Here is a 22542-nt window from a genome sequence, read left to right as displayed (position 1 = left end):
CGTATTAGATGACCGCCCAGCGGATCGTAAACAGGGTTTCGACCATGTGGCCGCGGCTGAGGCGCCTTTGCAGGTTGGCGATAAGCTCATCCCGCTTGTCGGCCACCTCGTCCTCCTCGTTGAAGATCTCCTGCCGCTGCTTGCGCTGGCGACGTTCCAGTTCCTGCAACTTAGCTTGGATGATTGCCTCTTCCTCGAGCGTGGTCACCGCCCGGGCTTCGCGCCGCACCGCCTTGACCTGCTCCTTGGTGTCCTTCAGCGCTTTCTCGGCGGCGTGAATCTTGTCCTCCGCCCAGCGCTCCAGCCGTTCGCGTGCCGCTGCGAAGTGCCGATGGTTGGCATCGAGTGACCGGTTCAGCATGGCCTTAACGTGCTGTTCGGCCTCGGCCTGAAGGCGGTCCGCAATGGCGCTGGCGGGCGTATCGACAGGGTGAATGTCGGCACCGACCGAAAACAGTTTGGCGCAGGCCTCGTGATCGATAGAGCGCCCATTGTCGTCAATGCCGGAAAGTAGCAGGTATTCCTCAATCTCGAAGGTGGTCACCATCAGCTTGCGCAGCGTAAACCAGCCGCCCCGCCCTCTGAGCGCCTCGACAACGGCCACACGTGTCGGGTGATTGGTCACATCGAACCGCAGTTCCGCCACCGGCGTATCCCCGGCCTTGGCCTCAGAGATGACATGCTCGCCCAATGGGTGCGACAGGCGATACAGGAAGTGGCCGTGCTCGTTCGTGCCACGATCCGCCGCAGAATTCCGCGATATCAGGTGATAGCGCCCGGGCCGGATGTTGGACGCCGAAGAAGTGAGAAGATCGAAGGCGAGACTGGCTTCGTCAAACGTCGCCCTGTCGGCCAGGATGGTGGTCGTCAGGTCCCAGAACCGGCGTCCGACACGGTCCAGCTGTTCACGAGTATCGGCCAGCCGCAACTTCAGCCGGCCGTGGACATCCTCATCGAAGTTTTCAAGTAGCGCCCGCCTCGTGTCCTCCATTCGACCTTGAATTTGTTCCTCGAGTTGAGCTTGCAGCTCGTCAAACGCAGCAGCGATGGCCTCAGGCGTGCGGCAGTCCTGGTAAATAGCCAAGATACGCTTTTCGAAGTCGACGCCAGACTCGATCGTGCCCAGCACCTCGTCCGACACCCCAAAGATGCCGTCAAACAGATTGAACTTCTCGGTAAAAAGCGCGTGCACCCGCTTATCGGCGTCATTTCGCTCATTCAGGAAGTTTACAACGATCACGTCGTGTGTTTGCCCATAGCGATGGCAGCGGCCAATACGCTGCTCGATCCTCTGCGGGTTCCACGGCAGATCGTAGTTGATAACCTGGGAGCAGAATTGAAGATTGACGCCTTCCGCAGCAGCTTCGGTCGCGATCATAATCGAGGCATGGTCGCGGAATTCCTCTATCAAAGCGGCACGCACATCGATCGCCCGCGATCCGGTCACATGTTCCGCGTTTTTATGATCTGCGAGCCAGCGCTCATAAATGTCTTGTGCCTTGCGGTCGGAATTGGTGCCACTGAAGGTCACGACCTGGTTCACGTAACCGTTTCGTTCGAGGAAATCGCGCAGGTACTCTTGGGTACGTCGCGATTCGGTAAAAATAAGAGCCTTTCGCAGAGCACCCATCCGCCTCTGCTCCGAGAAGCCTATCCCCAGAGCTTTCAATAGGGCCGTCGATTTGGTGTCTGTCTGGATAGAGCGCGCGAGCTGGATCAGGTTGGAAACATCGTCGATTTCACCGCGAAGCTTGGCGAAGTCAATCCGATTGGGCGCTGCGTCGTCAGGCGGATCCTCTTCGCCCCACTCCTCTAGAATTTCCTCCTCCAGCTCGTTCTCGAGAGAAATCAATTCCGTCAGATTATCCTTTGCCGGTTCTCCCTTCAGAATCGCCACCAAGCGGTCGCGGAGTGTCTCGAGAGTTCCGGCAATCGCTAATGAAGACGAAGCGAGAAGCTTTCGCAGGATCAATACGGTCAGGTGGCGCTGCTCAGAGGGGATGGCGTAAGTGTCCTTCCTTTGAAGGAAGAGCGTAATGCCATCATAGAGCGCCTGCTCATTCTCCGCTGGAAAGAAGGGCTGCGTGATTGCGCGCCGCTGGGTGTAGTTGACGTATTCGAGGACCTGCTTCCTGAGCGTTCGCTTGCAAAAATCTGCAAGCCTTGCCCGCAGCTCGGGCAGATCGCCACCAGCATTCAAATACTTCGACCGAAAGGTGCTCGCGTCCCCGAAAATGTTTGGGTCGATGAAATTGGCAAGTCCAAAAATTTCCATCAAGCTGTTTTGGAGAGGCGTGGCTGTGAGAAGAAGCTTCTTTCGCCCTTCGCACGCCCATTTTAGGGCTTGCCCGATCCGATTGCCAGGACGGTATGCGTTTCGAAGTTTATGGGCTTCGTCGATAACGACCAAGTCCCATTCAATCTGCCGCAGTTCGTCCTGCAGCTTTGCTGCATAGTGATACGACAGCACGACGATCTGTTTCCGTATTAAAGGCGACGAAATACCGTCCGTTTTCATTTGTTGATAGGTTCTAGCGTCAATGACGACTGCGGGAAGATTAAACTTGCTGATTAGCTCCGCGGCCCACTGCTGTCGAATTGCCGCCGGGCAGATAATGATCAGCTTGCGTTTGCGTTCGGCCCATTTCTGGCAAAGGACGATTCCTGCCTCGACGGTCTTCCCGAGCCCAACTTCATCCGCAAGGATGGCACCCTCGGCAAGTGGCGACTGAAGCACGAACAACGCCGCGTCAATTTGGTGAGGGTTGAGATCGACTGAGGTGTCGAACAACGACATCGATAATTGGTCGTTAGAGCCCGGCGGAGCGAGTTTCGTCAGATCATGTGCGACGTACTTGCTATGGTATGGCGTAAACATGCGGTAGCTTTAGACTTTCCGAGACGCATCTTCGAAAGATTGGGTCCAACTTATTGCAGCTGAGCTGTTGAGCTCGCGCCCACTGTGCTTACTGACGTTTAAAGAAATTTCGAGCCTTACTCCTTTCGGAAATTGAACCCTTGCTTATGCTAACGCCCGCCACTATCGCGCGTGTGACCCTGCCTCTCTTGGTGACTGCGCTCACGTCTTTCGACGCCGTCGGCCCACCTCGTGCGGCAGGCCTGCTCAGACCAGATATCCTTCTAAAGCCGCCAGTCCGCTTTCTGCCGACTCCGATCAGCCGCTCTGCGCCAACTGCCGCCCTCCAGCCGAGCTCGACACCATTCCGGAAGCGCACGTTCCGGTAGAGAGCTGCTCGGGTCTGGATGGTGTTGCGATTGAATCTAAAGGAAGGCGGCTCGAACGTCGGCTTCGGAACAGGAGCTCAGGGAAGGAAGAGGACAGGCGGACGGTTCGAGTGAGGTTGAACTCGGCACTGGTCTCACGTTGGCGCGACGGAGACAACGGTTCCGTCGGTTACGAACACGATCAGGCCCAGGCGCGCGCCAGTCGCGGCGAGATAGCGTGTCACCTGCGCGCGATAGATCAGTAGCGCGCCCGCGGAGGGGGCGACGTCGCTCTTCCAGTCGACGACGACGTCCGGTCGCCCCTCATCGTCGCAGGCCAGGGCATCGGCGACGCCTGCGGTTGCCCTCTCTTCCTCTTCGAGCGTTTCGAAGCCATAAACCGGCACCTCGGCCCGGAGGCGTCCGCGGATGCCGGCGACCTGTGGAAGGGCGAGCGCCCTGGTGACGCAGGCGGCGATATCCGCGGGATCGAGAACAACGGGCCGGCCGCCCTCCCCGGACGAGCCCAGCTGCTGCGCGAGTAGACGGGCGCGGTCCACCAGCCCGTCACGCTCGTCCACCTCACCGGTGAGGACCTCTTCCAGCAGCTTGTGGATGACCGTGCCGCGCTCCCGACCACCTTGTGGCGTCCCCAGGTCCTGAATTGTGCGGATCTGGTGGAGCTCGGATCCGGCGCTTTCTATTTCCGGCATCGAGGCATCATCCCGGCTCGGTACTACCCAGGTTAGCCCGCGATGACGCGCCACCTCGGCCGCCTCGGCGGCGAAGATGTCCCGGGATTGGACGTTGCGCGTGTCGCCCGGCACCTCGACGCTCCGGGCCGGCATGCAGCCCACATCGATGGCTGAGACCTCGTCGAGGTCCAAGGCGATCACCGATGCCCAGGCGTTGTCCTCGGCCGGTTCCGGGAACCGCGGCAGCACCAGGGTCTCCTTCGCCCGCGTGGCTGCGACGTACCAGAGCCGGACGCGTTCGTTTCCGACCTCCCGTCGCTCGGCCTGCAACGCCTCCTCGTAACCGACTGGATGGACGCCAAAAACGGGGCAGAACAGGCAGTTCGTCGCACGGTCGACGAGCGGTGGCCGCGCCGCCAACGTTTCGGTGGAGGTGTTGATCGGGATCACCACGGGCCATTCCAGCCCTTTCGACGCATGCATCGTGAACAGGGACACCGCCGCCTCCTGGGCGTCGGGCCTCCCCTCGACCGTGCGGGATCGCCCGTCCCAAGACGCCTTCATCGCCCTTGCAAACGCGCGCAAGCCGCGCACGGCGAACGGACGCGCCATCTCCAGGAACAAGTCGACGTTTGCCAGCGCCCGCTCGGCGTGGCCGTCGTGCCGCTGCCGGACCACGGGTCGGAACCTGATCGCGTCAACAGCCTGGCTCAGGATATCGTGCGGCGTCATGCCGAGCGCCTGCCTCGCCAACGCCTGGAGGCGCGCCAGAACCTCCCGCGCGACGGGATGGGCGACGTGCGTGACGTCGAGATCTAGCCTGAGCTTCGGCCGCGCGTCCGGTCGGCCAGGTTCGCGCGGTAGGCCGTCGACCAGATCGAGCAGCTCCTCGTCGCTCAAGCCCACCGCCGGGCCACGCAGCAGGGCGCCTAGGGCCAAGGTGTCGCGCGGGTCGGCGAGCACCCGGGTCAAGGCGATGAGATCTTGGATCTCCTGACGGCGGAAGAAGCCCTTCCCCGCCTGAGTCGCCACGGGAATACCACGGGCTTCGAGAGCTTCCTCATAGCGCCAGAGTTCGCTGCCGCTCGGCGCCAGGAGCGCAATATCACCGGCCTGGAGCAGGCGTGTCCCGTCACGCCGGCAGGTCACGAGTTGCTGGCCGATCAGGCGCGCGCAGAGATCCGCGACTGCCTCCGCCTCCGCGTCGCGTATCGCGTCCGCGTTCCTCCTCACGCCTTCACCGGCGGGCGGAATGTCGAGTGCCGCGACGCAGGGGCCGCGGTCGTGGTCCTCGTGGAAGGGGTCGAGCGCCAGGTATCCAGGCTGTCCCGCCCCTCGCAGCACGTTTTCGAAACGCTTGTCCACGAACGCCAGGATGGAGCGGCATGAACGGAAGTTCGTGAAGACAGAGACGACATCGTCTGGCGACCGGGCGCGGATGCAGTCGCGCGCCCGGATGTAGGTGGAGACGTCAGCGCCTCGGAATCTGTAGATCGCCTGCTTCGGGTCGCCGACAAGAAACAACGCGCCGGGTCGCAACACGCGCTCGGTCCAGCCGCTGCTGGAGGTACCGTCCGGCAGCTCACCGCACAGGAGCCAGAGGATCTCCGCCTGCAGTGGGTCGGTGTCCTGAAATTCGTCGACGAGGACGTGGCGGTACCGTTTGCCGAGCGTCTGCCGCACCGTCTCGTGGTCGCGCAGGAGCCTAGCCGCCGACTCGATCAGATCGTCGAAGTCGAGCAGGGCGCCCGCGCGCTTGCGATCCTGGTACCGCTGCAGGACGTCGCGCACCTGCACGACTAGCCTGACCAGGAGCTCGCTCGCGGCATTTGCCCGCAAGCCGCCCCAGGCCTTGCAACAAGCCCCATGCAGGTCCTTGGCCGCCGCCTGCAACCGGTCCGCCTCGGCCTTCGCGATCCCGACCTGCTTGGCGGCCGCTGCCCACTTGCCCTTCCCGCCGCGATAGGCCGCGAAGTCGCCGTCCTTCTTGCAAAGACTCCCATCCGCCTTGGCCGTTAGAAGCGCGACCACCGTCGCGTCGTCGTTACCGGCAAGGGAGCGGACGCGCTCAGCCATCACCTGGAACGCCAGCACGGTAGCCACGGTGTCGGGCTCAGTGACGGGCGAGGAGCCGAGAAAATCGACGAAGGCCGCTACCCGTTCGAGGAAGGTTGCCGCCGCCAGGGCCAACGGCTCCGAGGGACGGGTACCGACCGACCGGCCCTCCCGCAGGCATCCGGCCACGTGGTCGACCGCGTCTTTCGCGGCCTTCGGGTCAACCAGCGTCATCTCGGCGATAAGGCCGCTCGCGGAGAGCTGCTCCCGGAACCACGTTTCTAGGATGTCCCGGAAGAGCCCGTCCGCCTCGACCTCGTCGGCGACCCGGGCGCCCGGGTCGATGTCAGCCTCGACAGGGTATGGCTTCACGAGACGTTGACAGAAGCCGTGGATTGTCGTGCAGACCAGCTCGTCCAGGCGGCCCTCCGCCGCGACCAGGCAATCGCGCTGGGCCGGCGAGAGCCCGTGCGGCAGGACCAGCCTCAGTTCCACGGGGACCTCGCCCGCGACGAGCCGGGCGACGACGTCGCCGACGCGCTCCAGCAGCTCGCTCGCGGCCAGTTCAGTAAAGCTGACGGCGGCGACCGCCCCGGGGGCGACGCCGGAGGCGAGCATCAAGGCGATCCGACCGGACATAAGCGCGGTTTTGCCGGAGCCGGCACCCGCCTCGACGAGCATCGACCTGTCGTGCGCGGCTACGGCAAGCGCGCGTTGGCCGGCGTCGGTCAGACTCTTGTCGTGTGCGGTCATCAGGCGGCCTCCCAGATCCCCGCGGCATCGCCCAGCGCCGCCCTCACGGCTGCGCGCTTGCGGCTGCAGTACAGCCCCATGGCGTTCGCCGGCAGCGCGAATGCGAGGTCGTTGTAGGCGTCCTCCGCATCCGGGCCGGGATGCGCGTTGCCGGACCTGAGGCTCGCGCCGGCGGCCGTGAGGTGTCGGGCGAGATCGTCGAGCGCCTCGCCCGGCTGTTCGAGAGGAAGACAGACGCCTTCCCGCGGGTAATGCAGCGATGCGTCGACAGACACGCCGGCGCCGAGCAGGACTCGAGCGGCGTAACCGTAGAGGCACCGCTGCAACTCACGCCCGCCGGCGAGGATCTCGGAGGGTTTGCGCGGCTTCCCGGTCTTGTAATCGCGGACCCGCGCCTGGGAGCGGCACTCCGAAAGGTCCAGCCGATCGATGTAGCCCGAGATGCGGAAGCCGGTCCCCGGGATTTCGACCGGCAAGGCATGGTCCCACGGGATGGCGCTCGCGTTCGACTTGGGTTCCTGTCCGCCGAACGGCACCTCGACCCAGCTCGTCTGGCCGCCGTAGGGCACGTCAGGATGGGACAGCGCGGCCAGCGCGACGTCGTGCACCTCGTCCAGAGTGCGGCGCCAGACTAGGGCCGGAGGGACCGGTCTTTCGCGCTCCCAGGCGTCGCCAATCGCCGCGACAGCCTCGGTTAGCGCCGCCTGCTTGGCCGCGCTGTCAGCCGTGGCCAGGCCGACACCGGCCTCCATGGTGACAACGGCGGCTTCAAGCACCTCGTGCATGAGAGTGCCGAACGCCTTGTGGTCGAGCATCAGGGGCTCTTGGCTGGGGTCGACCGCCTCCAGGCCGAGGCCGTATCGCCAAACGAACCCGAGTGGGTCGCGGAGCAGCTTACGCAGCGAGCGGGCGGAGTGGGTGCGTCCCAGGATGGCGACCACGACGGGGTGGTCCGCGCGTATCCGGCCGTCGTGGGGCGTTAACTCGGCGCTAGCCCACGATTTCCAGCACCCCACGGCGGCGCGAGCGTGGGCCGTCTCCTGGAACTCCTCGGGCCTGGCCATAAGACGGTCGACCTCTCCGACGGCGTGTTCGGGCACGCGATTGCGCCCGAGGTGCCTGCCGTCGGGGTAGGCGCGCAGGAGGGGACTTCTCCCGAGCAGTCGTCCGTCCCCACCGCGGCGGGGACGCGACAGCACGACTGCCTCGGCGCTGGTGGACAGGATGGCGTCAAAATCCCCCCGGTCGGCGACCGAGCGCGGGACCGGGTCGAGTACGCAGGACGGCACGAGGTGGTCCGAGAGCAGGCGGTCTTCGGAGACGACATGGGGCCAGCCGCGGGAGCTCAGCCCGAGAAGCCGGACGAACCGCCTGGGTGCGCAGGCGAGTGCCGAGGCCGGAGCCCAAACGACCGAGGTGCCGGCGTCGGCGTCATCGTCGATGCGTTGTCGCGAGAGGGTCAGGTCGATGACGGCCGGCGCCCCCTCCAGGAGTGCCTTGCGCCAGATCCGCAGCGCGAGTCCACTCAGGAGCGTCTCGCCGGCCTCAGAGGCGGCGCCCGTCCCGCGCGCCAGCAGCGTCAGGATGGCGCCGAGGTCTTGTGCGAGGGCCGGCCCGTCCGGTCGCTGCTGCACGTCCCGTCCCGCGAGCAGCCGTTCCCAGGCGGCGAGATCCGCGAGGGGGGCATCCTTCGGGAGGATGCGGGTCCATTCGTCAGGGAGGGCACCAAACGGTCCCGGGCCGCGGCGCAGGAGTGCGGAGAGACGGCGGATGCCATCCTGCGAGAGCCCCCTCACTAGGATGTCCGCGAGGGCCGCCGCGGCCTGCCCTTCGCGCACGGAGGCGGACGGGATGCCGTGCACGAAGCGGACGTCGAGGTTCGCCTCCGCCCGCAGGGCGAGGAGCACGTCGTCGTAATCCTCAGTGCGGCACGCGGCGATGGCGATCTCGGACGGCTTGGCTCGGCCTGAAGCCATCAGCCCGCGGGCCCAACGCAGCGCCTCCAACGCCTCGTGCCGGGGCGTAGCCGCGCTGCAGACCTCGACGGCCGGCGTCTCGCGCTCGCGGCCGACGACTCGGATGGCGGTCGCGCGAACCCAGGCGGGTACCGGGCGCGGCCCGGAAATCCAGGTGACCGGGACGCGCTCCGCAAGGGCCACAACTACGGGGCGCCAGCAAGGGGCGAGGTCGACCAGTTCGACGAAGTCGATGGGACCGAGGATTTCGGAGGCGTGGTCGATCCGCGCCGCCGCGGCCGCGGTCAGGTCGCCAGGGGGCAGAATGCCCGGCGGCAGCGCCGCGACCACCGCTCGCTCAAGGCATGCAACGGAGGCGATACGGCCTCCACCGCCGTCCGCAGACTGGAGGTCGAAGGCGGCGGACCAAGCCTTCCGCAAGGTCTCCGCCGCCGCATCGATCATGCCCGGCAGGGCCTTAATTGGATTCAGCTCGCCGAGTTCCGTCTCGGGAAGCACGCGCTTCAAGGTGGACCTGAGCGTCTCGTCGTCGATCGGCCTTGCGAAGCCCCCGGCCAAACGGGCAACCAGGGTTTCGATCGACAGCACCCGGACACCGTGCTCGCTTCGACGCGCTGCCTCTAGGCGCGCGTCCGCCATCGCGAGGCGGCCTTGGACCACGACTACGCGACGCAACACCATGTTAAGCAACCTCAATCTCAGGTTGCGTATGGTGTCCGAGTTATCGCGTTACGGTCAAGCTTGGTTGGCTGTGGATAATGGGCATAGCTTCGCGTCCTTGAACACGACTTCGATTACGTGCCGAGTTCGCTGATGCGGGTGCGCGGCGGTCGGTATCGGGGTGAGCCCGAACACTCGACTTCACAGGCGTTAGTAAGTCGACCAAGCTGGGCGGGAGATGCACAACCGTAACGAAACGGAGCAGACTGAACGGCTGGAAAAAATCTCTGAAGCCGCTCGTCGTTACGTCAGATGTTACGTCCGCCGACACAACATCAACCAGACCGAGGCGATTCCGCCTCTAAGTCTTTGAGATGATTGGTGGGCGCACTAGGGTTCGAACCTAGGACCCGCTGATTAAGAGTCAGCTGCTCTACCAACTGAGCTATGCGCCCGATCGCGTCTGCGACCGCCCGGTGGCCACCAAGTCCGTCCGGGGTGACGGGCTGATACCAACGCGGCTGGGGGGTGTCCACCCCCCGCCGCAGCTTTTTCTCATTCCGCCGCCGCATGCTGTGCATGCACGCGCACCGAATGGGCCGAGAGCTTGTTCAGCGCCGAGAGATACGCCTTCGCGGAGGCGACCAGCGTGTCGGGATCGGCACCGCGGGCCGTGACGCTGCGCTCGCCGTCCCGCAGGCGCACCGAGACTTCGGCCTGGGCATCCGTGCCGCCGGTCACGGCATGGACCTGATAGAGTTCCAGCTGCGCCTGATGCGGGACCAGCGCCGAGATCGCGTTGAACACCGCATCCACCGGCCCGTTGCCGTCCGCCTCCTCGATCCGCGTGCCGGCCTCGTCGGCGATGCGCAAGGTCGCGCGCTGCGGCCCGCGGGTGCCGGCGATCACCGACAGGGAGACCAGCCGGATGCGGTCGTGGGCCGTGGCGAGGTTCTCGTCGACGAGCGCCTCGATATCCTCGTCGTAGACGTTCTTCTTGCGGTCGGCCAAAGCCTTGAACCGGTCGAAGGCGTCCTGGAACTGGTTGTCCGACAGGTGCAGGCCGAGATCCTCCAGCTTGGAGCGGAACGCCGCCCGGCCCGAGTGCTTGCCCATCACCAGGGAGGTCTTCGTCAGCCCCACCGAGGCCGGCGTCATGATCTCGTAGGTCTCGGCGTTCTTGAGCATGCCGTCCTGGTGGATGCCGCTCTCGTGGGCGAAGGCGTTACGGCCGACGATCGCCTTGTTGAACTGCACCGGGAAGTTCGTGGCGTGGCTCACGAGCTTCGAGGCGCGGGTCAGCATGGTCGATTCGACCCCCGTCTCGTAGGGCAGCACGTCCGCGCGGGTGCGCAGGGCCATCACGATCTCTTCCAACGCCGCGTTGCCGGCACGCTCCCCGATGCCGTTGATCGTGCATTCGACCTGCCGGGCGCCCCCCTCGATGCCCGCCAGGGAGTTGGCGATCGCGAGACCCAGGTCGTTGTGGCAATGGACCGAGAACACCGCCTTGTCGGCGTTCGGCACGCGCTCACGCACATTCGCGAACATGTCGCGGTACTCGGAGGGCGTGGCGTAGCCCACCGTGTCGGGGAGATTGATCGTCGTGGCGCCGGCCTTGATCGCCGCCTCGACGCAGCGGCACAGATAGTCGAGGGGCGTGCGCGTCGCGTCCATGGCCGACCATTCCACGTCCTCCACGAGGTCGCGGGCCTGGGCCACGGTCTTCAGGATGATCTCGACGACCTCGTCCTGGCTCTTGCGCATCTGGTGCGCGAGGTGGATCGGCGAGGTCGACACGAAGGTGTGGATCCGCGCCCGCTGGGCATGGCGCACCGCCTCGCCGGCCCGGGCGATGTCGGCGGGAATCGCGCGGGCGAGCCCCGCGATGGTGGCGCGCTTGGTCCGCCGGGCGATCTCCGACACGGCCTCGAAATCGCCGTTCGACGCGATGGGAAAGCCGGCCTCGATGATGTCGACGCCCATCGTATCGAGCAGCTCGGCCACCGCGAGCTTCTCGTCAAAGGTCATGGTGGCGCCGGGGCATTGCTCGCCGTCGCGCAGCGTGGTGTCGAAGATCACGATGCGGTCGCGGGCGGAGGTGGTGTTCGTCGTGGTCATGGCATTACCCTGTCGCGGGCCGCCCGGCTCGAGATGGCGCGGCGCGGCGTGGTGCCCTCGCGGGCGGATTCGCGAATGGAAGAACTCCCCTGAAGGCCCAGGCGCGCGCCCGGACGGCCCTCAGGGGCGGGTAAGCAGAAGCGGAAGAGCAAGCCCGGCGCGGCGCGCGCGCGACCGCGGCGCCGTCATGGCGGCGCGGGCGATCTCGGGCGCTGAGCCGGCTCTGGCCAAGGCTCGTCTCTCCTGTCGGCGACCCACGCCGGATGGTCTCACGGCGCGGTGCAGCCCGTAGGTATCCCCGGAACGGCCGGAACACAAGCGAGCGCCGCGCACCCGGTGGATCAGGAGGTGCAGGCACAGTCCGGAACCCGTACGGCCGGCGGATCCGCGAGAACCGCCGCCGCCAGATCGTCGTAGAACAGCATCTGTCCGGCGGCCCAGTCCTCGAATTCCGCCAGCACTGTCGGATCGAAAAAGGTCAGGCGGCTGTCGGCGATCCGGATCCATCCGGCCGCCTCCGCCTCGGCGAGCAGGTTGCCGACATGCGCCCGGGACACGTTCAGCCGCTCGGCGAGGCCGCGCAGGCTGAGCGGCGCGGCCGGCGGCGCCCCGGGAATCGTGGCGGCGTAGTGGGCGCCGACGAGGGTGGCGAGCAGCGGGTAGCCGCAATCCCGGCCGGCGAAATGCAGCACCCGGGGGAACGGCGCGATGAGCGTCCCGTGCCGCAGCACATGGGCCGCCGACCGGCGGACGAGTTCCCCGAGCCGGCCGGGCCCGTCGAGTCCTGCCGCGCGGCCCGGATCGCGACCCGCGACGGCGTCCATGGCGACGACGAACAGGCGCCCGGACCGGCCGATCTCGGTCACCAGGGCCGGCGAAGCCTGCAGGCATTTCACGCGTGCATCATCCGGATCCGCCACCGCCGTGACGAACCGCCCGGCCTTCAGGGTCGACACGAAACCGGCCGTCTGCCGGTGGCTCAGTCCGACCATCGCCTGGAGCGCCGTCAGGGTCGGACGGGGGCCGCCATGGTGGCGCCACGCGTAGTCGTTGTGGATCAGCATGAACGAGACCACGTAGCGCCCGATCTGATTGAGCAGCTTGTGACTCGGCCAAACAATCTGCGACGGCTCGATCATCCCCTGGCAGTAACCGGCGACCGCCCGACGGAAATCGCGCTCGGACCGAAGCAGAGCGATCCGGTCCCGAAAATGATCGTGCAACATCCGCGCCTCGCAGCAGCCGGATCCATGCCTTCGGGATGCCCGGCGCAGCCCCTTCGGTCCAGTATTTCCTGCAAAGTTTGGACTCGGCGGTGAAGATCCGCAGGGGATACGATCCGGAGTGCTCGGCCCGCTGCTGCCGGGACGAGCGGCTCGCCGGGCTCGGCCGGCAAGGACGACGAAGGGGACCGCCAAGCGTGTGCGATCTGCATCGACCCTCCCTCTCACGGCGACTCTCACGGCGCGGCCTGTTGACGGCCGTCGCCGTCGGCACCCTGGCCGGCGCGTCCGCACCGCCGTTTCGCGCCGAAGCGGCCTCCGACGGGGCTCGGTCGAAGGCCATCACGCCCGAGGAGGCTCTGGCTCGGCTGCTCGACGGCAACGGCCGCTACGCGGCCAACGCGCCCGCCAACAGGGATTTTTCGGCCGGTCGCGCGGCGCGGGCCGCGGCTCAGCATCCGATCGCCTGCATCGTCGGCTGCGCCGATGCCCGGGTCGCCCCGGACTTCATCTTCGACCAGGGACCGGGCGACCTGTTCGTCGTCCGCGTCGCCGGCAACTTCGTCAACACCGACGGCCTCGCCAGCCTCGAATACGGCGTGTCCGTCCTGGGCGCCCCGTTGATCCTGGTCCTCGGCCATTCCGAATGCGGGGCCGTGAAGGCGACGATCGACGTCATGCGGACCAAGGCGGTGCTTCCCGGCCATCTCCCGGTGCTGGTCGACGCGATTCGGCCCGCGGTCGATCTGGCCGCGAAGGCGCGGGCGCAGGATCCCCTCGCCGAGGCCATCGCCCAGAACGTCCGGCACACCGTCGGACGGCTGGAGCAGTCCGGGCCGATCATCGCGGAGGCCGTCGCCGCCCAGCGGGTGAAGGTCGTGGGCGGCTTCTACGACATCGCCACCGGCAAGGTCGCGCTCCTCTGAGAGGACGAAGGCGCATCGACGATCGGGCCGGCGCCTTGCCAATGACGGGCCAGCCTCGATAAAGCCCGCCGGCACGTCGAGACCAACCCGCGAGACCGTCATGGCCAGCTACAAGCTCCTGCTCCTCCCCGGCGACGGGATCGGTCCGGAGGTGGCGGCCGGCATGCAGGTCGTGCTCGAGGCGCTCAAGGAGACCGGTCTCGCGACCTTCGAGACCGAGACCGACCTCGTCGGCGGCTGCGCGCTGGATGCCCATGGCAGCCCGCTCGCCGACGCGACCCTGCAGCGCGCCAAGGATGCGGACGCGATCCTGCTCGGCGCGGTCGGTGGGCCGAAATGGGCCGGCGTCGCCTACGAGAACCGCCCGGAGGCCGGCCTGCTGCGCCTGCGCAAGGAGCTCGACCTCTTCGCCAACCTCCGTCCGGCGATCTGCTACCCGGCCCTGGCCGAAGCCTCGGCCCTGAAGAGGGAACTGGTCGAGGGCCTCGACATCATGATCGTCCGGGAGCTCACCGGCGGCGTCTATTTCGGCGAGCCGAAGGAGATCACCGTGCTGGAGGACGGCTCCAAGCGGGCGGTGGATACCCAGGTCTACACCACGGCCGAGATCGAGCGGATCGCCCATGTAGCCTTCGACCTCGCGGGCAAGCGCTCGGGACGTGTCGCCTCCGCCGAGAAGCACAACGTGATGAAGTCCGGTGTCCTCTGGAAGGAGGTCGTCACCAAGGTCCATGCGGAGCACTATGCCGACCTCCAGCTGGAGCACATCCTGGCCGACAACTGCGCCATGCAGCTGGTGCGCCGGCCGAAGCAGTTCGACGTGCTGGTGACCGACAACCTGTTCGGCGACGTGCTCTCCGACATCGCCGCCATGCTCACCGGTTCCCTGGGCATGCTGCCCTCCGCCTCGCTCGGTGCGGTCGATGCGGGCGGCCTGCGGCGCGCGCTGTACGAGCCGGTCCACGGCTCGGCCCCGGACATCGCCGGCCAGGACAAGGCGAACCCGATCGCCATGATCGGCTCGCTCGCCATGTGCCTGCGCTATTCCTTCGGCCTCGGCGACGCCGCCGACGCCCTCGACGGCGCCATCACCGACGCCCTGTCGGGCGGTGCGCGCACGGCCGACATCGCCGGCGAGGGCACGAACCCGATAGGCACCCGGGCCATGGCGGCGGCGGTGGCGGACGCGCTCCGCGCGCGCGTCGGCTGAGACAGGACTTCGGCGCGTCTCAGCATCGGGGTCGGTCCCCAGCCGCGTGTTTCGACGCATGGCGGCCGGGCCCGACCTTCGCTATGACGCGCCCATCGAGGAATGGGAGCGTCATGAAGGCCGGAAACGGGGCGTCTGAGCGCGCGAGCGCGGATTTCGGCTTCGAGCGCGTGGCGCTCGACGAGAAGCAGGGGCGCGTCGACAGCGTCTTCCACTCGGTCGCCCGCCGCTACGACATCATGAACGACCTGATGTCGGCGGGCCTGCACCGGGCCTGGAAGGCGCAGCTCGTCTCGATGCTGCGGCCCTCCCAGAACCGGGCCTTCGCGCATCTCGATGTCGCCGGCGGCACCGGCGACGTGGCCTTCCGGGTCCTGGCCGCGGGCGGCCCCCGCACCCGGGTCACGGTTCTCGACATCAACGAGTCGATGCTGCGCGTCGGCGCGGAGCGGGCCCGGGAGCGCAAGCTCGACGAGGCCGGCGACCGGATCGCGTTCGTGACCGGGAACGCCGAGGCGCTGCCCCTGCCGGACGCGACCTTCGACGCCTACACGATCGCCTTCGGCATCCGGAACGTGCCGCGGATCGAGACGGCGCTCGCCGAGGCGCGGCGGGTGCTGAAGCCCGGCGGGCGCTTCCTCTGCCTGGAATTCTCCGCCGTCGACATCCCGCTGCTCGACCGGATCTACGACGCCTATTCCTTCAACGTGATCCCGCGCATCGGCGCCCGGGTCGCCGGGGACGCGGAATCCTATCGCTACCTCGTGGAATCGATCCGGAAGTTTCCGACGCGCGGCGCCTTCGCGGGCATGATCGAGCGTGCCGGTTTCCGGCACGTCACCGACCGGCCGCTCACGGGCGGGATCGTGGCGATCCATTCGGGCTGGAAGGTCTCTTGACCGCCGCCTTGCGCGACGGGAGCCAGCACCGGTGATCAGCGCCGCCATCAACCTGTTCCGCGGCGCGCGGGTCGGCTTCGTGCTGGCCCGCGAGGGCGCCCTCGCCTTCGCCGATCCCGCAGAGCTGCCGCCGCATCTGCGGCTCGCCCTGCGGCTCGGCCGCTCCCTCGAGCGGCCGGGTCTCGACGACGGCGCCGCTCGGCTCTCGGCGGCCATGACCCGCCTCGGCCCGTCCTACGTCAAGTTCGGGCAGTTCCTGGCGACGCGGCCCGACATCGTCGGCATGCGGGCGGCCTTCGACCTGGAGAAGCTGCAGGACCGGGTGCCGCCCTTCCCGCAGGAGGTCGCGCTCCGCACCGTCGAGACGGCGCTCGGCAAGCCGGTCAGTCAGCTCTTCGTGTCGTTCAGCGAACCGATCGCCGCCGCCTCCATCGCGCAGGTCCACAAGGCGATCGTCCAGGATGCGGACGGCACGCAGCGCGCGCTGGCCGTGAAGGTGATGCGGCCGGGCGTCCGCGAGCGCTTCATGCGCGACCTCGAGGTCATGCGCTTCATGGCCCGGGTGGTGCACGCCCTGTCCCCGCAGGCGGAGCGGCTGCGTCCCCGCGAAGTCGTGGAGATCCTCGCCCGCTCGGTGCTGATGGAGATGGATTTCCGCCTGGAGGCGGCCGCCGCCTCCGAGCTCGCCGAGAACACCAAGGACGACCTCGACTTCCGCGTGCCGAAGCCCGAATGGGAGCTGACCGCCCGCGAGGTGCTGTCGGCCGAGTGGATCGAGGGCACCCGCCTGCACAGCGCGGCGGAGATCGCCGCCCAGGGGCACGACCCGCAGACCATCGGGCGGACCGTCATCCAGAGCTTCCTGCGGCACGCGATCCGCGACGGCTTCTTTCACGCCGACATGCACCAGGGGAACCTGCTGGTGGACGCCGAGGGCCGCCTGGTGGCGGTGGATTTCGGCATCATGGGCCGCCTGGGCCCGAACGAGCGCCGGTTCCTCGCCGAGATCCTGCTCGGCTTCATCCTGCGCGACTATCGCCGGGTGGCGAAGGTCCATTTCGAGGCGGGCTACGTGCCGGCCCACCATTCCGTGGAGGATTTCGCGCAGGCGATCCGGGCGATCGGCGAGCCGATCCACCAGCGCCGGGCCGACGAGATCTCGATGGCCAAGGTCCTGACCCTGCTGTTCGACGTCACGGCCCTGTTCGACATGAGCACCCGCACCGAGCTGGTGATGCTCCAGAAGACCATGGTGGTGGTGGAGGGCGTCGCCCGCTCCCTCGACCCGCGGCTCGACATGTGGACCACGGCCGAGCCGGTCGTGCGCGCCTGGATCGCCCGCAACATGGGCCCGGTCGGCCGGGCGCAGAGCGGCCTGGAGGCCCTGCGGGTGGTCTCCGACGTGGTCGGCGATATTCCGGATCTCGCCATGCGGTTGAAGCGCGTGCTGGTGCGCCTCGACGAGGCCGGAACGGGCGATGCCCGCCGCCTGGAGCGCTTCGCCCGCAACGAACGCTATCGGGCGATCTGGTCGACGCTGGCTCTCTGGGCGATTGCCGCCGGGGCGCTGATGCTGGCGTTCCGCGGGGGGTGAACCCGCATCGCGGGTCCACGCGACGGGGGTGATCGCACGGTCTCGTCGCGCGCTGCCGGGTCGGCTCGCCCGGCTCGTGTTGCGGTTTCCCGGTCAGCCCGCGCCGTCCATCGTCGGGACCAGGGCCCGCAATTCCCGGGCAAGTTCGCCGAGACCGGTCGATCCCTTGGTGAGCACCCGGTCGGCCTGACCGGCCAGTCGGCGCCGATCCTCGGCCGTGATGTCCTTGGCGGTGAGCACGACCACCGGCACGTCGCGGCTGTCCGGGCGCGCCCGGAGCGCCCGCAGGAAGGCAAAGCCGTCCATCTCGGGCATCATCAGATCCAGCAGGATCAGGCACGGCCGTTCCGACTCGAGGGTCGCGAGGGCGCGCAGGCCGTTCGCGGCCTCGCGCACCGGAAAACCTTCGCGTTCGAGATAGGCGCAGACATGGCCCCGAACGTCCGCCTCGTCCTCGACGACGAGGATCGGCCCGCTACCGGCCGTAGGTCGGAAGCGGTCGACGATCTGGCGCAGACTTCCCCAGTCGATCGGCTTCTGCAGGTAGTCGGTGGCGCCGAGCGAGAAGGCGAGGTTCTGCTCGTCCAGGACCGTCACCATCACGATCGGTGTCGCGCCGATCTCGGGATCGGCGCGCATGGCCCGCAGCACTGCCCAGCCGTCCATCTGCGGCATGGTCACATCGAGGAGCACCGCCCGCGGGTGCAGGCTGCGGGCGAGATCGAGCCCCCGCCGCCCGTCCTCGGCGACCGTTACCGAGAAGCCCTCGCGCTCCAGGAAGCGGGCGAGCAGATCCCGGGTCGCGGCGTCGTCGTCGATCACCAAGATGGTTCCGCGTTCGCCGGGACCGGCGGCGCTGTCCGCATCCGCTTCCTCCGCCGCACCGGTCTCGAAGCGGACCGGCAGGGTCAGCGTGAAGGTGGTGCCCTCCCCTTGCCGGCTCTCCACGGCGATCGCGCCGCCCAGCATCTCGGCGAAGGCACGGGTGATCGCGAGGCCGAGCCCGGTCCCGCCGAAGCGGCGCGTCGTCGAGGCGTCGGCCTGGGTGAAGCGCTCGAAAAGCCGCCCCACCTGCTCCGGTGTCATCCCGATCCCGGTATCGGTCACGGAGAAGCGCATCGTCGTGTCGACCCGGGCGACCGACAGGGTGATCCGGCCGTTCTCGGTGAACTTCGCGGCGTTGCTCAAGAGATTGATCAGGCACTGGCGCAGCTTGGTGACGTCGGTGTAGGCGCTGCCCAGATCCGCCTCCAGCGCCAGCGCCAGGGTGTTGCCCTTCTTGGCGATCAGACCTTCGACCGTGACGGCGACCTCCTGCACCACGGTGGCGACGTCGAAATCCTCGGCGTAGACCTCGACCCGGTCGGCCTCGATCTTGGAGATGTCGAGCACGTCGTTGATCAGGCCGAGGAGGTGCCGGGCGTTGGTCTCGATCTTTTTCATGTCGGCGACCAAGCCGGCCTCGCCGATATCCTCCAGCTCCTCCTGCACCATCTCGGAATAGCCGATCACCGCCGAGAGCGGGGTGCGCAACTCGTGGCTCATATTGGCCAGGAACTGACTCTTGGCGGCGTTGGCGGCCTCTGCGGCGGCGCGGGCCGCCTCGATGGCGGCCTCGGCCTCCTTGCGCTCGGTGATGTCCGTATGGGTCCCGACCCATTCGCGCAGGGTACCGTCGGATTCGAGGATCGGAACGGCGCGCACGCTCATGTGCCGGTATGCCCCGGAGGCCGCGCGGATCCGGTGCTCCGTCGCGTAGGGCTCAAGGCTGCTCAGGGCGCGGGACCACGCGGCCCGGGTGTGCGGGCGATCCTCGGGATGGACCGCATCCAGGAAGCCGAGCCCTGCATAGGCGGCCTCGTCCTGACCGGTGAAGCGGCTCCAGGCCACCTGGCGTCGGTGCAGGCTGCCCTCCGGGTTGGCGGTCCAGACGATGGCCGCGCTGGCCTCGATCAGCGAACGGAACCGCTCCTCGCTGCGACGCAGACGGGCCTCGGCCAAATGGCGGATGGTCTCGTCGACCACGACGAGTCCGACGCCCTCCACGTTCTCATCGGTCGCGGCGCTCTCCACGCCCCGGAGCGGGTAGAAGCTCATCGAGAAGTGGCGGACACCGCCGGGAGCGGAGGGAGCCGGCACGGCCACCGGGACGTTCGGCGAGACCAGGCCGTCCTTCAGGGCCGCGGCGAGCTTCAGGGCGAGTTCTTCCCGGAGGGTCGGAAGCATGGCCCAGATCGGCGCGCCGAGATCGGCCCCGAAGCCGCGTTCGCTCATCGTGGCGAGCGCCCGGTTCATGTGCCGGATCTTCAGGTCGCGGTCGAGGAAGCCGAGGCCCACCGGCGCGTTGGCGAGCACGCCGTCGAGCAGGCGCGACATGCGCAAGGATTCCTGCCGGCGCACCAGAGCGAGGCGGGCGAGCAGCACGATCGCGCCCAGCGCCGCCGCCCCCGAGAGCAGGAACAGCAGGAGCCCGCGCCAACCCTCGATCGCCTGAAGGGTGGCGAGACGCTCCAGCGTCGCGGCCTGACGGGCCGCCGCCTCGGCGCGGATCGCGTCCATCAGCTGCTTGCCTTCGCCGGTGCGGACAAGCTCGATGGCCGGCTCGAACCCCTGATTGCGCCGCGCCGCCACGACCCGGGCCGCGAAGTCCCGCTTCTGCGCGATCAGGCCGGCGAGCGAGGGGCCGCCGGCGCGGACCGGATCCTGCGCGGCCGAGCCGAGGCCGGCGAGTTCCGTCTCAATCTTGGTGAGGGCGCTCGTGTAGGGGGTGAGGTAATCCTCGCTGCCGACCAGGACGAAGCCCCGCTCGCTCGTCTCCAGGTCCTTCACCTCGGAGATCAGGCGCTCGATCCCGGCGACGGTGTCGTTCGCGTGGGCCGTCGCGGTCCGGTCGGCCTCGCCGGTGAGGTAGTTCGCCGTGCCGCTGCCCAGGGCGACGACCAGCAGGACGAAGGCCGCCGGGGAGCCCAGGAGCCAGCCGAGCGGGCCGGCGCTGCGCCAGTTCCGCCGACGCAAGGAGAAGATCGATCCGACGCGAGACGGGGCGCTCACGTCTCCACCAGTCCGGTGCTGGCACCCGACGCCTCGGAATCGGGCCGGCCGTGCGGCTGGGCGAGGTATTCCCGCGACCGCATCTCGATGAGGCGCGAGACGGTCCGGTCGAACTCGAAGGCCTCGCGGCCGGTCTCGGCGGTGTAGAGCTCCTGCGCGTCGGCGTCCGCGGAGGCCACGAGCTTCACGTGCCGGTCGTAGAGCGTGTCGACCAGCGTGATGAAGCGCTTGGCCTCGTTCCGGTCCGCCTCTGCCATGACCGGGATCCCGTCCAGAATGACCGTGTGGTAGGCGCGGGCGAGCGCCATGTAGTCGGAGGCGCCGAGCGGCTTGCGGCAGAGATCGTCGAAACCGAACCGGGCCACGCCGGTCGCCTGCTCGGGGACCTCCACGGCCCGGCCGTGAACCGTGACCGTCGCCGGAAGGCCCCGGACCTTTCCGGTCAGTCCCTTGAAGGCGGCGTCGAGGGCGGCGCGCGCCTTGGCGTCGGCGGGAACGTGATAGACGGCCGCGCCGCCGAGCTTCTCCAGTCGGAAGTCGGTACGGGCGTCGAGCCGGACGACGTCCACGCGCTCCTTCAGGGTCGCGACGAACGGCAGGAACAGCGCCCGGTTCAGCCCGCCCTCGTAAAGCCTGTCCGGCTCGACGTTCGAGGTTGCGACGATCGTGACGCCCCGCCGGAACAGGTGGTTGAACAGGCGACCCAGGATCATCGCGTCGGCGATGTCGGTGACGGTGAACTCGTCGAAGCACAGCAATGTTGCCTCGTCGGCGAGCTGGTCGGCCACCGGCCCAATCGGGTCGTCGCCCTTGACGGTGCCGGCCTTGAGCGCCTGCCGGTAGGCGTGGATGCGTTCGTGTGCGTCAGCCAGGAAGCCGTGGAAATGGACCCGCCGCTTCGGCTCGGGGGCCGCCTCGTGGAACAGGTCCATCAGCATGGTCTTCCCGCGCCCGACCGAGCCCCAGACGTACAGGCCCCGGATCGGTTCGGCTTCGTCCTTGCGCCGGAACAGCCAGCCGAGGGCGCTCGTCTTGCTGGCGCGCTTGCGACGCTGCAGGTCCAGGACCAAGCGGTCGAGGGCGCGCACCAGATGTCCTTGCGCCGGATCGCGCTCGATCGCCCCGGTGGCGACCAGGGCCTCGTAGCGCTCGTGGACCGGCCCAGGCGAGACCGCGCTGGCCCGCGCCGCCGGCGACGGGGCGATGTGCTTGCCGGATCTGTCGTTCACGCCGCCGGTTCCTCGCTGCTGGTCGCGGCACCGGTTCGGCACCCCCCGCGCCCGCGTCGGCGGTCAACGACCCGGGACCTGTTCCAGTGCCGCGCAAGCTCGGCCTGAATCAACCCCGCGGCTGAACAGTCGCAGGAAAGCGTCCCATCGGCCCTGCGCATGGCAGATCCGCGGAGGGTCAGCCAAGCGTTTCGCTGCATTGCACAACGACTTTGAGGATGCGAGATCCGCTCCGTCTTTGGGAGGAGCGTCCGGATCTCCCTGCGCGGCACCGCGCACGAACCGGAGCTTCATCATGGCGGCACAAGCCCTCGAGGGTCTGGCCCACACCGTCCGCCGTCTGTGGCCGGCCGACCGCACGGCGGTCCTGAACTATTTCCTGCGGCTGGATCCGGAGACCCGGGCGAGCCGCTTCATGGGCAATGTCAGCGAGGCCGGGGTCAGGGCCTACGCCACGCAGGCCCTGACCGCCGAGGGCGTGATGTACGGCGCGTTCGTGGGTGGTGCGCTGCGCGGCCTCGGCGAATTGCGGCCCATGGGACCGGGTGCCTCGCGCTACGTCCTGGGGCCGCATGCCGAGGCGGCCTTCGCGGTGGAGCGGGCATTCCGTCGGCGCGGCATCGGCGCCGCCCTGTTCGCGCGGATCGCGCGCTCGGCGCGGCATCGCGGCGTCGTCGATCTGCACGTGCGCTGCCTGTCGGGGAACGGACCGATGCTGCGGCTCGCGGCCAAGCACGGGGCGGCCCTCCAGCACGAGGGGCGTGAGATCGAGGGCGCCCTCCACCTCGCGCGTCCGACGCCGTTCTCCCTCTGGTACGAAGGGATCGCGGAGGCTTTCGACTTCACCCTGGCGGCAAGCTTTCCGGAGCAGATGCGGCCCCCGGCCTGAATCCGCGAGCGCCGTCCACGCGGAGAGCCCGCGCGC

Annotated in this window: 12 protein-coding genes and 1 tRNA gene; 5 read left to right on the top strand and 8 right to left on the bottom strand. The window is 67.9% G+C overall.

All coding sequences use genetic code 11. The features are described from left to right. Positions 1-4 precede the first annotated feature (4 nt). The 6 genes from ABIC70_RS11260 to ABIC70_RS11235 all read right to left on the bottom strand — a co-directional run bounded on the left by ABIC70_RS11260 (position 5) and on the right by ABIC70_RS11235 (position 12711). Positions 5-2797: an SNF2-related protein gene (locus ABIC70_RS11260; protein ID WP_354439743.1), complete on the bottom strand. Its 2793-nt coding sequence runs from the start codon at positions 2795-2797 to the stop codon at positions 5-7. A gap of 583 nt (positions 2798-3380) precedes the next feature. Beyond that, the gene (locus ABIC70_RS11255; protein ID WP_354439742.1) at positions 3381-6728 is read right to left on the bottom strand and encodes a UvrD-helicase domain-containing protein; all 3348 of its coding nucleotides are present in this window, start codon (positions 6726-6728) and stop codon (positions 3381-3383) included. Next, a complete protein-coding gene (locus tag ABIC70_RS11250; protein ID WP_354439741.1) occupies positions 6728-9385 on the bottom strand; it encodes a PD-(D/E)XK nuclease family protein in 2658 nt (885 codons plus the stop codon). The genes ABIC70_RS11255 and ABIC70_RS11250 overlap by 1 nt, the downstream gene beginning before the upstream one ends. A 358-nt stretch (positions 9386-9743) precedes the next feature. Next, positions 9744-9819: transfer RNA gene (locus ABIC70_RS11245), tRNA-Lys, on the bottom strand. A gap of 100 nt (positions 9820-9919) precedes the next feature. Continuing rightward, entirely contained in the window at positions 9920-11485 is a 1566-nt protein-coding gene (locus tag ABIC70_RS11240) for a 2-isopropylmalate synthase (protein ID WP_043380649.1), read from the bottom strand. 341 nt (positions 11486-11826) lie between these two features. Continuing rightward, positions 11827-12711, bottom strand: coding sequence for a hypothetical protein (locus ABIC70_RS11235; protein WP_354439740.1), 885 nt, complete (start codon positions 12709-12711; stop codon positions 11827-11829). 194 nt (positions 12712-12905) lie between these two features. Here ABIC70_RS11235 and ABIC70_RS11230 point away from each other — a divergent pair, with 194 nt between their 5' ends. The 4 genes from ABIC70_RS11230 to ubiB all read left to right on the top strand — a co-directional run bounded on the left by ABIC70_RS11230 (position 12906) and on the right by ubiB (position 17337). Then, positions 12906-13634, top strand: a complete 729-nt coding sequence (locus ABIC70_RS11230) for a carbonic anhydrase (RefSeq protein WP_043757808.1) — start codon at positions 12906-12908, stop codon at positions 13632-13634. Between the two features lie 100 nt (positions 13635-13734). Then, positions 13735-14844, top strand: coding sequence for a 3-isopropylmalate dehydrogenase (gene leuB / locus ABIC70_RS11225; RefSeq protein ID WP_043380654.1), 1110 nt, complete (start codon positions 13735-13737; stop codon positions 14842-14844). A gap of 113 nt (positions 14845-14957) precedes the next feature. Beyond that, positions 14958-15743, top strand: a complete 786-nt coding sequence (gene ubiE / locus ABIC70_RS11220; RefSeq protein WP_043345890.1) for a bifunctional demethylmenaquinone methyltransferase/2-methoxy-6-polyprenyl-1,4-benzoquinol methylase UbiE — start codon at positions 14958-14960, stop codon at positions 15741-15743. Between the two features lie 31 nt (positions 15744-15774). Further along, entirely contained in the window at positions 15775-17337 is a 1563-nt protein-coding gene (ubiB, locus tag ABIC70_RS11215) for a 2-polyprenylphenol 6-hydroxylase (protein ID WP_043345888.1), read from the top strand. A 93-nt stretch (positions 17338-17430) separates the two neighbouring features. Here ubiB and ABIC70_RS11210 read toward each other — a convergent pair whose 3' ends face one another. Together ABIC70_RS11210 and zapE are read right to left on the bottom strand one after the other, a co-directional pair. Next, a complete protein-coding gene (locus tag ABIC70_RS11210; RefSeq protein ID WP_354439739.1) occupies positions 17431-20388 on the bottom strand; it encodes a response regulator in 2958 nt (985 codons plus the stop codon). Continuing rightward, positions 20385-21617, bottom strand: a complete 1233-nt coding sequence (zapE, locus tag ABIC70_RS11205; protein ID WP_043757815.1) for a cell division protein ZapE — start codon at positions 21615-21617, stop codon at positions 20385-20387. Before zapE ends, ABIC70_RS11210 begins: the two co-directional genes overlap by 4 nt. Before the next feature lie 295 nt (positions 21618-21912). Here zapE and ABIC70_RS11200 point away from each other — a divergent pair, with 295 nt between their 5' ends. Next, positions 21913-22506, top strand: a complete 594-nt coding sequence (locus ABIC70_RS11200; RefSeq protein WP_043757817.1) for a GNAT family N-acetyltransferase — start codon at positions 21913-21915, stop codon at positions 22504-22506. The last annotated feature ends 36 nt before the right edge of the window (positions 22507-22542 follow it).

The organism is Methylobacterium sp. 1973, from assembly GCF_040545035.1.
GTDB classification, from domain to species: domain Bacteria; phylum Pseudomonadota; class Alphaproteobacteria; order Rhizobiales; family Beijerinckiaceae; genus Methylobacterium; species Methylobacterium fujisawaense.
This window is presented reverse-complemented; position numbering and strand designations above follow the sequence as displayed.

Coding starts and splice junctions, on each gene's coding strand:
- leuB (WP_043380654.1), top strand. CDS start 13,735: ATGGCCAGCTACAAGCTCCTGCTCCTCCCCGGCGACGGGATCGGTCCG.
- ABIC70_RS11260 (WP_354439743.1), bottom strand. CDS start 2,797: ATGTCGTTGTTCGACACCTCAGTCGATCTCAACCCTCACCAAATTGAC.
- ABIC70_RS11250 (WP_354439741.1), bottom strand. CDS start 9,385: ATGGTGTTGCGTCGCGTAGTCGTGGTCCAAGGCCGCCTCGCGATGGCG.
- ubiE (WP_043345890.1), top strand. CDS start 14,958: ATGAAGGCCGGAAACGGGGCGTCTGAGCGCGCGAGCGCGGATTTCGGC.
- ABIC70_RS11255 (WP_354439742.1), bottom strand. CDS start 6,728: ATGACCGCACACGACAAGAGTCTGACCGACGCCGGCCAACGCGCGCTT.
- ABIC70_RS11235 (WP_354439740.1), bottom strand. CDS start 12,711: ATGTTGCACGATCATTTTCGGGACCGGATCGCTCTGCTTCGGTCCGAG.
- ABIC70_RS11240 (WP_043380649.1), bottom strand. CDS start 11,485: ATGACCACGACGAACACCACCTCCGCCCGCGACCGCATCGTGATCTTC.
- ABIC70_RS11200 (WP_043757817.1), top strand. CDS start 21,913: ATGGCGGCACAAGCCCTCGAGGGTCTGGCCCACACCGTCCGCCGTCTG.